The sequence below is a fragment of the Kitasatospora sp. cg17-2 genome (assembly GCF_054031055.1).
In genome coordinates this window covers 9,338,173-9,353,613 of record NZ_CM132923.1, presented here as the reverse complement: position 1 = coordinate 9,353,613, position 15,441 = coordinate 9,338,173, and the positions used below count along the sequence as shown (strand labels likewise).

The 15,441-nt window shown below is 74.2% G+C and carries 11 protein-coding genes and 1 pseudogene; 6 read left to right on the top strand and 6 right to left on the bottom strand.

Translation table 11 applies throughout. The features are described from left to right. Positions 1–265: 265 nt before the first annotated feature. Entirely contained in the window at positions 266–1,627 is a 1,362-nt protein-coding gene (locus ACW14Y_RS39205; RefSeq protein ID WP_380439726.1) for a lysine N(6)-hydroxylase/L-ornithine N(5)-oxygenase family protein, read from the bottom strand. 188 nt (positions 1,628–1,815) lie between these two features. Here ACW14Y_RS39205 and ACW14Y_RS39200 point away from each other — a divergent pair, with 188 nt between their 5' ends. Further along, a complete protein-coding gene (locus ACW14Y_RS39200) occupies positions 1,816–2,763 on the top strand; it encodes a methionyl-tRNA formyltransferase (RefSeq protein WP_380300316.1) in 948 nt (315 codons plus the stop codon). 68 nt (positions 2,764–2,831) lie between these two features. Here ACW14Y_RS39200 and ACW14Y_RS39195 read toward each other — a convergent pair whose 3' ends face one another. The 3 genes from ACW14Y_RS39195 to ACW14Y_RS39185 all read right to left on the bottom strand — a co-directional run bounded on the left by ACW14Y_RS39195 (position 2,832) and on the right by ACW14Y_RS39185 (position 5,491). Beyond that, entirely contained in the window at positions 2,832–3,434 is a 603-nt protein-coding gene (locus tag ACW14Y_RS39195; protein WP_456985195.1) for a MarR family winged helix-turn-helix transcriptional regulator, read from the bottom strand. 369 nt (positions 3,435–3,803) lie between these two features. Then, positions 3,804–4,667, bottom strand: a complete 864-nt coding sequence (ddaH, locus tag ACW14Y_RS39190; protein ID WP_380394327.1) for a dimethylargininase — start codon at positions 4,665–4,667, stop codon at positions 3,804–3,806. 194 nt (positions 4,668–4,861) lie between these two features. Next, positions 4,862–5,491, bottom strand: a complete 630-nt coding sequence (locus tag ACW14Y_RS39185; protein ID WP_456985194.1) for a TetR/AcrR family transcriptional regulator — start codon at positions 5,489–5,491, stop codon at positions 4,862–4,864. A 98-nt stretch (positions 5,492–5,589) separates the two neighbouring features. On the opposite strand from ACW14Y_RS39185, the gene ACW14Y_RS39180 reads away from it, so the two are divergent. The 5 genes and pseudogenes from ACW14Y_RS39180 (at position 5,590) to ACW14Y_RS39160 (ending at position 13,835) form a co-directional block, all read left to right on the top strand. Then, the gene (locus ACW14Y_RS39180; protein ID WP_380300319.1) at positions 5,590–7,086 is read left to right on the top strand and encodes an APC family permease; all 1,497 of its coding nucleotides are present in this window, start codon (positions 5,590–5,592) and stop codon (positions 7,084–7,086) included. Between the two features lie 153 nt (positions 7,087–7,239). Next, positions 7,240–8,976 carry an amidase gene (locus ACW14Y_RS39175; protein WP_380300320.1) on the top strand — a complete coding sequence of 579 codons (1,737 nt, stop codon included), beginning with the start codon at positions 7,240–7,242 and terminating at the stop codon, positions 8,974–8,976. A 176-nt stretch (positions 8,977–9,152) separates the two neighbouring features. Further along, positions 9,153–12,719: an NACHT domain-containing protein gene (locus tag ACW14Y_RS39170; protein WP_456985193.1), complete on the top strand. Its 3,567-nt coding sequence runs from the start codon at positions 9,153–9,155 to the stop codon at positions 12,717–12,719. A 141-nt stretch (positions 12,720–12,860) separates the two neighbouring features. Beyond that, positions 12,861–13,034: pseudogene (locus ACW14Y_RS39165) on the top strand (IS630 family transposase); the annotation flags it as partial. Between the two features lie 168 nt (positions 13,035–13,202). Continuing rightward, entirely contained in the window at positions 13,203–13,835 is a 633-nt protein-coding gene (locus ACW14Y_RS39160; RefSeq protein ID WP_456988435.1) for a hypothetical protein, read from the top strand. A 167-nt stretch (positions 13,836–14,002) separates the two neighbouring features. On the opposite strand, the gene ACW14Y_RS39155 is transcribed toward ACW14Y_RS39160, so the two are convergent. Continuing rightward, positions 14,003–14,563 carry an exonuclease domain-containing protein gene (locus ACW14Y_RS39155; protein ID WP_456985192.1) on the bottom strand — a complete coding sequence of 187 codons (561 nt, stop codon included), beginning with the start codon at positions 14,561–14,563 and terminating at the stop codon, positions 14,003–14,005. A 379-nt stretch (positions 14,564–14,942) separates the two neighbouring features. Beyond that, positions 14,943–15,230, bottom strand: a complete 288-nt coding sequence (locus ACW14Y_RS39150) for a hypothetical protein (RefSeq protein ID WP_380439742.1) — start codon at positions 15,228–15,230, stop codon at positions 14,943–14,945. Between the last annotated feature and the right edge of the window lie 211 nt (positions 15,231–15,441).

The window sequence follows — 15,441 nt, the reverse complement described above, 5'->3', positions numbered from 1 at the left end:
CCCGCGAGCCGCCGCGGCCCCGGTCGGCGCCGGGCGTCGGCCTGTCGCCGGGCGCCCGGCTGTCGTCGGGCCGACGGCCGGGTGCGTCCCCCCGGATCTGCCGGCGGGCGGGCCGTCGGGGCGACGGCGTGTGCCGAGGGGCACGGGCGGTTCCTCTCTCTCCTGCATGGCGCTCACGCGCCGCCGTACCGTGCGGTACGACGGCGGGTGCGGTGGTGCCGTATTGCGGTGGTGCCGTGGTGCCGTGATGTCGTGGCACTGGGGTCTAGCGGGTCGGCTGGCGGAGGCCGGCCTCCTCGGTGACGGGCGGGGCTTCGAGGGATCCGACCCCGCGGCCCCGGTCGAGGATCGAGTCCAGGATCTCGCCGACCCGGACGGCCGTGTTGGACAGCAGGGAGGAGGTGATGCCGTGGGTGTGCTCCGTGCCGCCCTGGAGGTAGATGCCGCAGCGCAGCGCGGGATCGGTCGCCACCCGGTAGTCGCGCCCGACCCGGACCCGGCCCAGGTCGTCGCGGTGGCACCGGTCGGCGACCGCGCCGAGGACCCCGAGGCCGTCGGCCGGCAGGTAGCCGGTGGCGCAGACCACGACATCGGCCTCCAGCGGGGCCGCCTCGCCGGTGACGAGGTTCTCGACGGTCGCGCGGACCGCGCCGGGTATCTCCTCGGCGGCCGTCAGGCGCGAGACGTTGAGGAAGCGCAGCCGCTCGGTGCCCAGCACCTTCTCCTGGTACGCCTGCCGGTAGAGGTCGTCGATGAGGTCGATGTCCACCACGGAGTAGTTGGTGTTCCCGTGGTAGTCCATCAGCCGGCGCTTCACCTCCTCCGGCGCGGTGAAGTACGCGTCGACGGCCTGCGGGTCGAAGATCCGGTTGGCGAAGCTGCTGTCGTCCGCCGGGCTGTAGCCGTAGCGGGAGAAGACCGCGCAGACCTCGGCCGCCGGGAAGCGGCGGTGCAGGTAGGCGACGGCCTCCGCGGCGCTCTGGCCGGCGCCGACCACGACGAAGCGGCCGGGCTCGGTGCCGTCGAGGGCGCCGATGTTCCGCAGCAGGTCGGAGTTGTGCCAGACCCGTTCGCCCCGCTGGACGCCCTCGGGCATGACCGGGCGCAGCCCGGTGCCGATGACGAGGTTGCGCGCGCGGTGGACCACGGTCTCGTCGCCGGACCGCGCCGTGACGTCCAGGTACTCCACCACGCCGTCGCGCAGGACGGGTTCGACGGAGACGACCCGGTGGCCGTAGGAGACCATGTCGTCGACCTTCGCTGCGGCCCACTCGAAGTAGTCGTGGAACTCGACCCGGAGCGGGAAGAGGTTCTTGTGGTTGACGAAGTCGATCAGGCGGCCCCTGCTCTGCAGGTAGCAGAGGAAGCTGTACTCGCTGGCCGGGTTCCGGAGCGTCACCAGGTCCTTCAGGAACGAGACCTGCATCGTCGCGTCGTCGATGAGCATGCCCCGGTGCCAGCCGAAGCCGGGTTGCTGCTCGAAGAAGTGCGCGGTGACGGCCTCGTGCCTCCCGACGCGCTCGTTGTGCTCGCTCAGCGCGATCGCCATGGCGACGTTCGACGGCCCGAAGCCGATACCGATCAGGTCGTGGATCAGTGCTGCGTCGCCGGGAAGGGCCCGAGGCATGTCACTCCCATTCGTGCGCCGATTTGAACTTAGGCAAGGCTAACCTGATCTATCGTGCCTGTCGACCGGACGGACGGTCAAATCCTTGCCTTGCCGGTCAACTCCGCCGCGCATGCGTGCCGTTGCACGGTTAGGTAAGCCTTGCTTTACTCTTCCGTGTCAGTTCGCCAGCCCGAGGAGGAACGCTGATGCGGGTCGTCATGTTCGGCTATCAGACCTGGGGCCACCGCACCCTGAAGGCGCTCCTGGAATCCGAGCACGACGTCGTGCTGGTGGTGACGCACCCCAGGAGCGAGCACGCCTACGAGAAGATCTGGAGCGACTCGGTCGCCGACCTCGCCGAGGAGCACGGCATCCCGGTCCTGATCCGCAACCGCCCCGACGACGACGAGCTGCTGCGGCGCCTGGAGGAGGCCGCCCCGGACATCATCGTCGCCAACAACTGGCGGACCTGGATCCCGCCCCGGATCTACACCCTGCCGAAGCACGGCACCCTCAACATCCACGACTCGCTGCTGCCCAAGTACGCGGGCTTCTCACCGCTGATCTGGGCCCTGGTCAACGGCGAGTCCGAGGTCGGCGTCACGGCGCACCTGATGGACGAGGTGCTCGACGCCGGCGACATCGTGCGACAGGAGGCGGTCGCCGTCGGTCCGACCGACACCGCCACCGACCTCTTCCACCGGACGGTGGACCTGATCGCGCCCGTCACCGTCGGCGCCCTCGACCTGATCGCCGGCGGCCGCACCGAGTTCACCAAGCAGGACCGCTCGCAGGCCAGCTTCTTCCACAAGCGGGCCGAGGAGGACATCCGGATCGACTGGGGCTGGCCCGCCGACGCGCTGGAGCGCCTGGTCCGCGCCCAGTCCGCCCCCTACCCGGCCGCCTTCACCCACCACCGGGGCAGGCGGCTGGAGATCCTCGCCGCCGTCGTCTCGGAGGGCCGCTACGGCGGCACCCCCGGCCGCATCTTCTACCGCGAGGGCGACGGCGTGGTGATCGTCGCCGGCGCGGACGCCCGCACCGGCCGCAACCACGGCCTGGCCGTCACCCGGGTCCGCACCGAGGACGGCCGGGAGCTGGCGGCCACCGAGTACTTCACCACGATGGGCGGCTACCTCACCGGCCGGCCCTGACCGACCGGTCGGCCCCCACGCACCGCCGATGGCGGGCCCGCGCCGTAGCGGCGGCGCGGGGTCCGCCGTCAGGCCCTGGGCGCGGGCCGCCGCCGCACCGGCCGGAGGCCGAAGTGCTCGGCGTCCAGGTGCTCGGAGAGCAGGGCGAGGATGTCCGCGAGCCGCTCCCGGTCCACCGCCGAGAGCGGGGCGAGGACGTCGTCGTCGACGGCCGCAAGTTCCACGTCGACGGCGGCCGCGACCTCGCGGCCCCTGCGCGTCAGCCGGGTCAGCGTCCGGCGGCGGTCCGCCTCGTCGCGGGCGCAGGTCACATGCCCGGCGGCCACGAGGTCCCCGACCACCCGGGCCACGTCGGCGGAGGACAGGCCGAGCCGCTCGGCCAGTTCGGCCTTGGAGAGGCCGGGCGTGTCCCCCAGGGCGCAGAGCACCATCACGTGCCAGAGCTTGAGCCCCCGGCCCGCCGCCTGCTCCGCGAGGAGCCGCCGGGCGGCCCGGCCGACGAGGGCCATCAGGAAGCTGCTGCGGGCCAGCAGGCCCGCCGGGCCATCCTGGCCGAGATGCGCGCACCCGGCCGGCGCGGCGGACCCCCGCGGGCGGGCCGGGCGGCCGGTCGCGATCGCGCTCGCGGTCGCACCGGAGGCGCGCTGTGCGCCGGGCATACGGTTCGTCATGGAACGTGCCTCCCCTGTGGATCGATCGTGCGTCGTCGCACCGAACAGGCCGGTGGCCGACCGTCGGTGTCCCCCCGATCGCGTCTTCGATTTAGGATAGCCTTACCTAAGTTGCCAGTGAAGGCGGCGCTCGGCCCGACCTCCCGGGAGACTGCGGCGGGCCTACCGCCGGACCGTCGACTCGGGCCGGGGCAAACGCCTCAGAGGGCCCAATGGCAGGAATTCCCGACCGAAGCCGGCCGCGGGGCCGCCGGACGCCCGGTCTCGGCCGGGCGACGGAAGAGACAGGCCCGCAACGGACACCACAGCCGGACAGGCCGGAGCCCGGCCCCACCCTCGGGCGGGGCCGGGCCGGCGTCCGCACCACCGTCAGGAACGCAGCTCCAGCGTGCAGCACTTCACGCTGCCGCCCGCGTACAGCAGTTCGGTGAGCTCGACGCCGATCGGCTCGAACCCCCGCTCGCGCAGCTGCCGCTGGAGGCCGGTCGCGGCGGCCGGGAGCAGCACATGGCGGCCGTCCGAGAGCGCGTTGAGCCCGAACACCACGGCGTCCTCCTCGTCGGCGAGGATCGCGTCGGGGAAGAGCTCGCGCAGCACCGCCCGGCTGCCCGCGCTGAACGCGGCCGGGTAGTACATGACTTCGTCGTCCGACAGCACGGCCAGCGCGGTGTCGAGGTGGTAGAAGCGCGGGTCCACCAGGGTCAGCCCGATGACCGGGACCCCGAAGAACTCCTGTGCCTCCGCGTGCGACCGCCGGTCGGTGCGGAAGCCCGACCCGGCGAGGATCCTGCGCCCCACCACCAGGTAGTCGCCCTCGCCCTCGTTGATGTGCTCGGGCCAGTGCAGCTCCCGGTAGCCGTTCCCGGCGAACCAGTTGAGGTAGGCGGGTCCTTCGGCGGTCCGCTCGACGTGCCGGAAGCGGGCTCCCAGCACCTTCCCGTCCAGGACGGTGGCCCCGTTGGCCGCGAAGACCATGTCGGGCAGCCCCGGCGCCGGTTCGATGACCTCCACCGTGTGGCCGAGGCTCAGGTACAGCTCCCGCAGGGCGGTCCACTGGGCGAGGGCGAGGGCGGGGTCGACCGGCTTGCCGGGGTCCATCCAGGGGTTGATCGAGTAGCTGACGTCGAAGTGCAGCGGCTCGCACATCAGGAAGCGGCGCGGGGTCGCGACGCGGACGCGTTGTGCGGCGGCGGCCCTGGCGAGCGGGGTGGGGATCGTGTCCGTTGCAGGCATGTGGACCTCTGGTGAGAGTCGGCCGGTTCTGTGCGCGGCGCCGGGATCGATCCGGGCCGCCCCTTCGGGAACGCTCCAACCTGGTTAGGTTACCCTAACCTTATCAACTCCCGCAGACTTCCGTCTCGTTGTCGACCCGTCACCCGTCACTCGTCACTCGTCACCGGAGGCAGAAGCAGGACCGCCGGGCTCCGCTACCGGGTGCGGAGTTCCACGCCGTCCACCAGGAGGCGCAGCCCCAGTTCGAAGCCCCGGTCGTCGAGCTCCGTCGCACCGCTCCCGTCGGCGTAGGCGCCGTCGAGGGCGTCCGCGAGGGCCGGGTACTCGGGCCGGTAGCCGGCCGGTTCCCGGGTGAAGCCGGCGCCGAAGGTCTCCAGGGCGGAGCCGAGGACCAGGAAGTCCAGGGCCGCAGCGACCTCGGCCGCGTCCGCCGGGCCGAGACCGGCCCGGCCCAGGAGGGCGAGCAGCGCGTCGTAGCCGCGCAGGGCGTTGTCCGCCACGACGCGGCGGCGGGCGAGCAGGGAGACCGCGTTCGGGTGCCGGACGAAGACGGCGCGGTAGCCGCGCGCGTAGGCGGCCAGGCCCGAGCGCCAGTCGGCGTCGCCCAGCGGCGCGTGGTCGATCTCGCCGTTGACCAGTTCGGAGACGGAGTCGACCAGGGCGTCCTTGTTCTCGATGTGGTTGTAGAGCGAGGCGGCCTTGACCCCGAGCCGTTCCGCCAGCGCCCGCATGGTGAGGCCGTCGGGGCCCTCCTCGTCCACCACCTGGAGCGCCGCGCGCGCGATCCGCTCACGGGTCAGCAGTGCCTTGCTCGGTCGGCCCACCGATAGGTCCCCTCTTCCGCTCCTCGTGCTTCGGGGGCTATCGTGCCAGATCAACAGCGGACGCTAACAAAGTTAGTTTTATCTGGAGGGCGCAGCCCGTGGCCGAGAACACCCCGACCGACGACGACCGGCTGGCAGCTCTCGGCTACCGGCAGGAGCTGAGACGCAGCCTGAACGTGCTCGGCAACATCTCCATGGGCTTCGCCGTCGTCTCCCCCGTCGTGGGTCTGTACGCGGCCGTCCAGGTCGGCATGGGCGTCGCGGGCGGGGCCTGGGTCTGGGCGCTGCCGCTGTGCCTGCTCGGGCAGTGCCTGGTGGTCGCCGTCTACTCCGAGCTCGCCTCGCAGTGGCCGCTGGCCGGTGGCGCCTACCAGTGGAGCAAGCGGCTGGCCGGTCCGGGCGTCGCCTGGCTGAGCGGCTGGCTGTGGCAGTTCGCCGTGATGTTCGGCAACACCACCGTCGCCTACCTCGCCTCCCCCTGGCTGTTCGCGCTCTTCGGCGCCGTCCCCACCCCCGCCGAGCAGGTGCTCGCCTCGGTCGGCTTCGTACTGCTCTGCACCCTGGTCAACGCCTACGGCATCAACCTGCTGCGCCGCTTCGTCGGCCTCGGCATCGCCGCCGAGACGGTCGCCTCGGTCGTGGTCGGCCTCACCCTGCTGCTGTTCTTCCGGGAGCACGGCTTCGCCCTGCTCACCGACATGCTGGACGCGCCGAAGGCCCTGGGCCTCAGCGACACCGGCGCCGTGCTCGCGGCCGTGGCCGTCGCCGGCTGGGCGTTCATCGGCTTCGACGCCTGCGTGTCGACCGCCGAGGAGACCAAGGACGCCTCCCGGCAGGTCCCCCGGGCCATGTGGTGGTCGCTGCTCGCCGTCGGACTCGTGGTGATCCTCAACGCGGTCGCGGTCGCGCTCGCCCACCCCGCCCCCGCCGAGGTGGTCGCCCGCCAGGACCTCGACCCGGTCACCACTGCGGTCACCCACGCCTTCGGCGGCTGGAGCGACAAGCCCTTCGTCCTGGTCGTGCTGATCAGCTTCACCGCCTGCCTGATGGCCTCCCAGGGCGGCGCCGCCCGGGGCCTCTACTCGCTCGCCCGCGACGACGTCTTCCCCTTCTCCCGCCGGATCCGCAAGGTCAACCGGCACCGGGCGCCGATCGGCGGCCTGGTCGCCGCCGCGGTGGTCAGCTGCGCCGCGCTGCCGCTGGGGCTGAGCACCTCGGCCATCGGGAGTCTGATCACCTTCGGCGGCGCCGCCACCTTCGTGCCGTTCTTCGTGCTCACCCTGGTCGCCCTGACCGCGCGCCTGCGCGGCCGCTGGACGCCCGCCGGGGCGGTCCGCTACGGGCGCCTCGGCACCCCGCTGAACCTGCTCGCGGTGCTGTGGACCGGCTTCGAGGTGGTCAACATCTGCTGGCCGCGCGCCGTGCTCTCCCCGGCCGGGGCGCCGTGGTACCAGATCTGGGCGGCACCGCTCGGCGTCGGCACGGTGACCCTCACCGGTCTCGGCTACCTGCTCGCGCGCCGCCCCGACCGGCGCATGGGCGAGGCCGACCGGGACCGCCCGCACACCGAGGAGCTCGCACCGGCCGTGATCTAGCCCCTCGCTTCCGTTCTCTTCCGTTCTCTTCCGTTCCGCACCGACGCCCCGGCGTCCCGGCCTCCCGGCCGGGGCGCCGCGGACCCGTTCACCTGCCCACCTGCTCACCTGTTCACCCGACCGTTCCACCGAAGCACCTTGGAGACGAACCCCATGACCCACCCGTTCGACGTCGTCGAGACCGGTATCGCCGACCTGCGGGCCGCGCTGGAGACGGGCCGGACCACCGCGGTCGGCCTGCTCGACGCCTACCTCGCGCGGATCGAGGCCTACGACCGGCCCGGCACCGCCACCGCGCTCAACGCGCTCGTCGTGATGAACCCGGACGCCCGCGCCGACGCCGAGGCCTCGGACGCCCGCCGCGCCCGCGGCGAGAGCCTCGGCCCGCTCGACGGCATCCCCTACACCGCCAAGGACAGCTACCTCGCCAAGGGCCTGACCGCCGCCGCCGGCTCCCCCGCGTTCGAGCACCTCGTCGCCCAGCGCGACGCCTTCGCGATCGAGCGGCTGCGCGCCGCCGGCGCCGTGCTCATCGGCCTCACCAACATGCCGCCGATGGCGAACGGCGGCATGCAGCGCGGCGTCTACGGCCGCGCCGAGAGCCCCTACAACGCCGACTGGCTGACCAGCGCCTACGGTTCCGGCTCCTCCAACGGCTCGGGCACCGCCACCGCCGCCTCGTTCGGCGCGTTCGGGCTCGGCGAGGAGACCTGGTCCTCCGGCCGGGCGCCCGCCTCCTACAACGCCCTGTGCGCCTACACCCCCAGCCGGGGCGTGATCTCGGTGCGCGGCAACTGGCCGCTCGTCCCGACCATGGACGTCGTCGTCCCGCACACCCGCACCATGGCCGACCTGCTCGAACTGCTCGACGTCGTCGTGGCCGACGACCCGGACACCCGGGGCGACCTCTGGCGGACCCAGCCCTGGTTGCCGATCCCCGCGCCCTCGCAGGTCCGCCCGGACTCCTACCCGGCGCTCGCCCCCGCCGACACCTCGGCGGCCCGGGCAGCGCTCGCCGGAAAGCGCGTCGGCGTGCCCAGGATGTACATCAACGCCGACCCGGACGCCGGGACCAACCCCGAGGGCGGCATCGGCGGCCAGACCGGCCAGCGGATCGACACCCGCGCCTCGGTGATCGCCCTGTGGGAGGAGGCCCGCCGCGACCTGGAGGCCGCCGGGGCCGAGGTCGTCGAGGTCGACTTCCCCGTGGTCACCAACTACGAGTCCGACCGCCCCGGGGCGCCGTCCGTGAAGACCCGGGGCCTGATCGGCGCCGACTTCCTCGCCCGCGAGATCCTCGACCTGTCGGCCTGGGCCTGGGACGACTTCCTGCGCGCCAACGGGGACCCCGCCCTCCCGAGCCTGGCCGAGGTCGACGCCGACACCATCTGGCCCAAGCACCAGGGCGAACTGCCGGACCGCTACGCCGGTTTCGACGACACCATCACCGACTACCCGCGCCAGGTGCGCGAGCACCCCTACGCGTCGGTCACCGAGATCCCGCTCCTGGAGCAGGGCCTGCGCGGCCTGGAGGAGACCCGCCGGACCGACCTGGAGCAGTGGATGGACGGACTCGGCCTGGACGCCGTGGTCTTCCCCGCCGTCGCCGACGTGGGCCCGGCCGACATGGACGTGACCGAGGCCTCCGCGGACCTCGGCTGGCGCAACGGCGTGTGGGTCGCCAACGGCAACCTGGTACCGCGCCACCTCGGCATCCCGACCGTGACCGTGCCGATGGGCACCATGGCCGACATCGGCATGCCGGTGGGCCTCACCTTCGCGGGCCGCGCCTACGACGACACCACCCTGCTCCGTCTCGCCGCCGCCTTCGAGGCCACCGGCGACCGCCGCACCACCCCGCCGCGCACCCCCCGCCTCCCGGCAGCCTGACCGACCGGGGGCACCGCTCCCGCCCGGCCACGAACGGCCGGGCGGGAGCGGCCGGGCGGGAGCGCCTCGGCGCCCGTCGGTGCTCCGCCCCGGCCGAGTTCGCGAAAACGCCGCCCGACGGGCGCGGTCCGACGATGATGTCCTCGCGGGAGTGCACTCGGCTGGGGGCGGGCGGGATGTCGGACCAGGGGGACGGCGGGCTCGACGACGGGCGCCCGGACGAGGACCGGGGCGCATCCCCCGACGAACACCACGTCACCCACAACCTCATGCGGGACAACACGGTGGTGGGCCATGTCTTCCAGGCCGGCCGGATCACCGTCAACATGTCCGCAGGGCCGGAGAGCGGGGCCGGCGGGGGCGCGGCCGGCGGCGTCCGCCCGACGGGCGAGGCCCATTTCCACGTCGACGGCGCCGACACCCCCGCCCGGCGCGGGCCCTCGCGGCCACTGCTCGCCTCCCTGCTCGCCGTGGCCCTCGCCGCCGTCCTCGCGCTGTCCTTGACGCCGATCGGCGCGCCGTGGGCACCGGCCGCCCGGCTCGGGGTCGCGGGGGTCGCGGTCGCCGCCTCGGCCGCCGCCCTCCTGGAGCTCCGCGCGGCCCGGACCCGGCGACGGCGGGCCGCGGTGCCCCCGGAGCGGCTGCGCTCCGCCGCCGATTCGCTGGCCCGGGCGCTGGGCGAACAGTACGAGCGCGAGGAACACGCCCTGCGGCTCGACGATCCGCTGCCCATCCAGATCGGCTGGTCCGAGGGCGACCCGCGGGTCGTCGACCAGTGGGTCCACGTCCGCGACGGCGCGCGGCGGCCGCTCGACCTCACCGGCCGCTTCGACCACGTGGCGGAGCTGTTCGAACGGCTGCCCACCGGACGGCTGGTAGTCCTGGGCGGGCCGGGCGCGGGCAAATCGGCGCTCGTCCTGCGGCTGGCCGGGCGCCTCCTCGCCGACCGGGCACCCGACGCGCCCGTGCCGGTGCTGTTCCCGCTCGCCTCCTGGGACCCGCGGCGCCAGCGGGGCCTGTGGCACTGGGCCGCCGCCCGGATCGCCGCCGAGCACACCGGCCTCGCCCCCTCCACCGCCGAACGGCACGCGATCGCCCTGGAGCTGATCCGCACCGGCCGGATCCTGCCGGTGCTCGACGGCTTCGACGAACTGCCCGGCCCGGCCCAGCCCGAGGCGCTGGCCCGGCTCCGGGCGAGCCTCGGCGGCCCGGCCAGGTTCGTCCTGACCAGCCGGATCACCCCGTACATGGCCGCCGTCGAACTCGGCGGCGCCGTGCTGGACGGCGCCGCGGTCGTGCGGATCCGGCCGCTGTCCGTCGCCGACGTCCGCGCCTACCTCCCGCGCACCACCCGGCTGGTGCGCGGCGGCGACGGCTACGCCACCAAGTGGGACCCGGTCCTGGAGCGGCTGCGGGACACCACCGGGGACCCGCCGGCCCGCCGGTTGCGCTCCGTCCTCGCCACCCCGCTGATGGTGGCGATGGCCCGCGCCGCGTACGGCGACACCGGGGCCGACCCGGCCGAACTGCTCGACCCCGGCCGCTTCCCCGACCGCTCCTCGGTCGAGGAGCACCTCTTCGACCGGTTCGTCCCGTCCGTCTACGCCACTCCCCTCGAAGGTCCGGGCAGCGTCGGCGCGGCGCCCGGACCGGACGAGGCACAGGTCCGTCGCTGGGCCGGCTGGCTCGCCGCCCACCTGCGCGACTCGCAGTCCCAGGAACTGTCCTGGTGGCGGCTGGACGAGGCGGTGCCACGACCGGTCCGGGCCCTCGGCCCGGCCGCCGCGGTGACGGTCGCCGCCCTCACCGTGACGGCCCTGGGCGTCGGCGAGCTCCCGTACGTCCACCTGCGGGTGGGCCTCGCGTTCGCCCTGTTCGCCGCCCTGGCCGTGGTGGCGGAATGGGTCCTCGCCGCCCCGGAGGGTCTTCCCGCGCCGCACCGGCTCCCGACCGGGCGGGAGTACCGGCGGTCGCTGCGCGAGCGTGCGGTGCGGGGTGCCTCGGTGTACCGCTACGGGTGGCTGCTGCTGGCGGCGGCGGGCACGGCGGCCGGCCTCCGCTGGCACTGGCTCACCCCCTGGCTCCTGCTCGCCGGAGCGGCCGTCGTCAGCTGGACGACCGCCGTGGGCGCCCTGCACTCCGCGCGCCGCCCCGCCGACCCGGCCGCGGCGGCCGACCCGGCGGCCCTGGTGCGCGCCGACCGGGGTGCCGCGCTCGTCACCGGTGTGCTCACCGTGCTCGACGGCCACGACCGCCAGGCGGCGGTGCGCACCGCGCTCAAGACGCCGCCGTTCCTGCTGCTCCTCTGGACCCTGTCGGGCGGCGCGCGGACCGTGCACCTCTGGACCTGGACGCGCACGCTGGCGGGGACGCTCCTGGCCGCGGCGGTGTACGGCGTCGCCTCCTCCGCCTGGGGCCGGTACACCGTCGCCCGGTGCTGGCTGGCCGCCACCGGGAAGCTGCCGTTCCGGCTGATGCCGTTCCTCCAGGAGGCCCACCGGCACGGCCTGCTCCGCCGCAGCGGAGGCAGCTACCGGTTCCGCCACATCGAGCTGCGCAACCGCCTGGCGGGCCCGCGCCCCGCTTCCTCCGTCCGGCCGAAGGACCGACCCCGGTCCTCCTTCGGCCGGGTGCGGGCCGCCGCCCGCTCGGCGCCCGCCGGCGCGGCCACGGCGGGCCTGCTGTTCGTCATGCAGATCGGCACGATGAGCGCCGTCGGCGCACCGGGGCCCTACCTCGCCCTCCCGGACGCCTGCGCCCTGCTCTCCACCGGGGTGCTCCCACCGGTCATGACCACGCCCGTACTCCGGCAGGCCTCGCCCGACAGCTGCGAGGCGTTCGACGACGCGCCCTTCGCGCCCGCGACCCGGGTGTTCCTGGCGACCCACCTGGAGCAGCCCGGAAGCGGTCACAGCGCCCTGGTGAACGCCCGCACCGGTTACGACCGCTGGCTGCGCACGAAGCTCGCCCCCGCCCGGTTCGTCGACCGGCAGCCGTACCGGAATCGCGGACCGCTCTCCGGCTTCAGGTCGTCCTCCGCCGGGGCCGTGGTCGGCAACGCCTACCTGTACCTGTACTACTCGGAGGAGTTCGGCGGCGACGACCGGACGCCGGACGCGGCCGAGGCCCTGCTGGGCGAGATCCGCCGCCGGGCCCCGCTCGGTCCCGCCCCCGGACCGGGGAGCCCCTCCTTCGGTGCCCTGCCCGCCCGGAAGCTGCCGGCGCACAGCCGCTTCACCGCCTACCGGGACTTCCCCCCGCAGACCGTCGCCGGGGCGACCTGGTCCCCGGCCGACCCGTCCTACCTCTGGGCCTTCGACGCCCTGCCGTTCGTGATGCGCGCTCCGTCCGGGATGGACTGCGTCCAGGAGCGGCGCACCGGGCCCGACGTGACCCGGATCCACTGCGGCCACGACCGGCGAGGGGGATCCGGCTCGCACTTCGCCCTGGTGGTCGAGCTGCGGCCGTGCGGGACCCGGTGCACCCGCCAGGACCTCGCGGCCCTGGCCGCCACCCCGGCCTGGTCCGGGCTCGGCCCGTGGACGTGGCACGACGCCTGGGCCCTGCGCTCGGAGTCGGCCGACGGTCCGGCCTACCGGCTGAACCTGCTGCGCGCCTTCGCCAACGGCGGGGCGAGCTACCTGGTGGGAGTGCGCGGCACGGTCTCACCCGGTCGCGCCGCCACGCTGCAGAAGGTCGTCAACGACGTCTACACCCAGACCGGCGGCCGCCCGACGAGCTGAGACACGGCCCGGGGGCCGTCCTGTCGATCTTCTCGGACAGGCTGCGGCGTCGGGGCGCGGGCACGAGACGTCCGGGTCCGAGGAGTCCGCCGTTGTCGGTCACCGATGCTCAGCGGGCCGTGCTGCCGGGCTGGTTGCGTCAAGGTCCGCGCCGTGGTCGGGCTCCGCCTCGACCCGCCGGAGACGGCCCTGGTGCTCTGTGTGGACGAGACGTCGCGGACCCAGGCCCGGGACCGGCCTCAGCCGGTCCCGCCGATGGTGCCCGGTGTTCCCGAACGCCGCGGCCACGACCACGCCCGGGCCGGCACGACCACTCCCTGCGGTTGCCGGACTGGCGGGGTTCTCGGTCGACAGCCGCGGACTTCTCGGTCAATTCCGACCGAAAGGCCCTGCCGCGCGGGGGCTGACACCCTACCGTGGAGGGAAGTCTGCCCCGGTCCGGGGCGGAACGGGGTGATCGAAGCGCACGGAGGAAGGGACGCCATGGGAGTACGTGCACGGTTGCGCGGGGGCGCGGTCGCGGTGGGGGCCGCGGTACTGGCGGTCGGGGCCCTGGGGGCCGCGGTGACTCCGGGTCGGGCGGCGGCTGCCGACCAGTGGCGGCCGCAGCCGGGGACCCTGTACATCTCCGACCTGCCGAAGACCGAGTCGTGGCGTGCCAACCCGACCGCCCGGGGGTGGGGCGAGGATTTCGACTGTCAGGTGGGCTGGCCCGCCGAGCCGGCCGAAGTCAATGTGTGGCACCGTGACTTCACCACCGCGGAGACCGCGCTCGCCCAGCAGAAGGTGGCGGTCTTCGACACGGAGGCCCAGGCCGTCGCCTTCGCGGACAAGGTCCGGCAGGACTACATCGCCTGCGCGCACGCCCCGCAGCGGCCCGGCGTGACCGCGACCTACTTCGACCACGGGGTGATCAACGTCGAGGAGGGTGCCACCCTTCAGGGGCTGCACACCTTCGACTCCAACGCCACCGAGCGCCCCGACTACAACTACCTGTGGGGCGTGGGCCGCGACGGCGACACGGTGACGCTGGTCCTGTGGCAGAGCTACTGGGGCGATCCGCCGGTGATCCCCTGGAAGAACACCCTGAACACCGCGGTGAAGAAGCTGTACTGAGCACCCGCCGCCGCTCCCGGCGGGCTGTGGAGCCGGGCGGCGCGGCCGCACGGCAAGGAGACCGGATGCCGGCCGACCGACGGAGCCCGGACCGGGATCCCCCGCTCGGCGAACCGGCGCCGACAGGTGCGGACCGTGTCCGACTGACGATGAGTCTCCGACTCAGGTCACCAGGGCCAGTCGCCGCGGGCCGCCAGGTCCAGGACCAGGGCCGCGATGTTCCAGGCGTCGTCGTCGCCGCGGTGGTGGCGGCCCTCCAGGGGGAGGCCGGCCACGGTGAGGGCCTGGGCCATGCCCGGCCGTCTGCGCAGGCCGTAGGAGACGGTGAAGGCGACCTTCGCGTTGGTGTGGCGGTGGCCGAAGGGATACTCCGTACCTGTGCGGCCGCACTGCCGGGTGAACTGGTTGCGGTCGTAGTCGCCCCAGCTGGCCCAGGGGATCGCACCGGTCCGGTGCAGGGCCGCCAGGGTCCGGCACGCCTCGGCGAAGGAGAGGCCGCCGGCCACCTCGGCCGGGGTCAGCCCCGTCAGCCCGGTGCAGAACGGGCTCACCTCCGACCGGGCCGGGCGCACCAGCAGGCGGTGCTTGGCGAGGCGCTCGCCCGCCCGCAGGTCGACCACGGTGAGACCGATCTCGATGATCTCGCTCACCTGGCCGGGCGGCGGCTGCCCCTCCCAGCAGGTCGCCTCGACATCGACCACGTTCACCAGGTGCGCGTTGACGTCCATGGGGCCGACCGTAGGGGCGGCGGCGGTCTCCGGTCATCCGGTTTTCCGGCCCCGGCAGGCGGGTTCGTGCCAGACGGTGCGCACGACCCTCGCGTCCCGGGTGAGGTGTTCGCTGGACCACGTCCCGCAGCAACCGCCCGCCCGGCGCGGCCGGGCCGGAGCCGGGGGCCGCGCGGCCCGCGCGTGCACGGCGGGGGCGGGCACTGCGGGGGCGGGCACGGCGGCGCGGGTGGCCGGACGGCGGCGGCGGCGCTTGTCCTGAGGTGTCGTCATGCCCGGGGCTCTGCCCACACCCGACGGGTACCGAACCCGACCTTCACTCGATCGAAGCAACTGTCCGATCATCGGTGGAGCCCGGCGTGACGATCGGGTCCGAGCGCTACGAACTCCCGCTCGACGACGAGTGGTCCACGATGACGACCTCGTCCGAGCTCGACGAACTCTCGTCGGACGACGACTGGTCCAGGACGACGATCCCCTCCGATTCGACGGAGGACCGGGAGGCACGGGCACTCCTGCCGGCCGGGGGCCGCGCGGCGGCGCCGGTTCCGATCGTGGTGCCGCCCGAACCTCCGTCCGTGGTCCCGGCCGCGACGGCGGACGCCGCCGGGGTGACCAGCAGGGCTGCGGTGGCGAGGAGGAAGGCACGGCGGGCGGGCCGGTTCATGGGCGCTCTCCGGTGGGTGTCGGGGTGTGGTTCGCGGGACGGTGCGGGCGGTGACGACCCGGCGCGCGCCCGGTCCTCCCTCCCCTCCTGTCAGTGTGCGAATCACCCCGCGCTGCCGCCGGAGGACACGATGGCCGCGCTCCTCGGATCACCGCTGCGGCCCAACGCCCCAACGCCCCGCCGCCCACCCGGCCGGCGACCGTCGCGACCG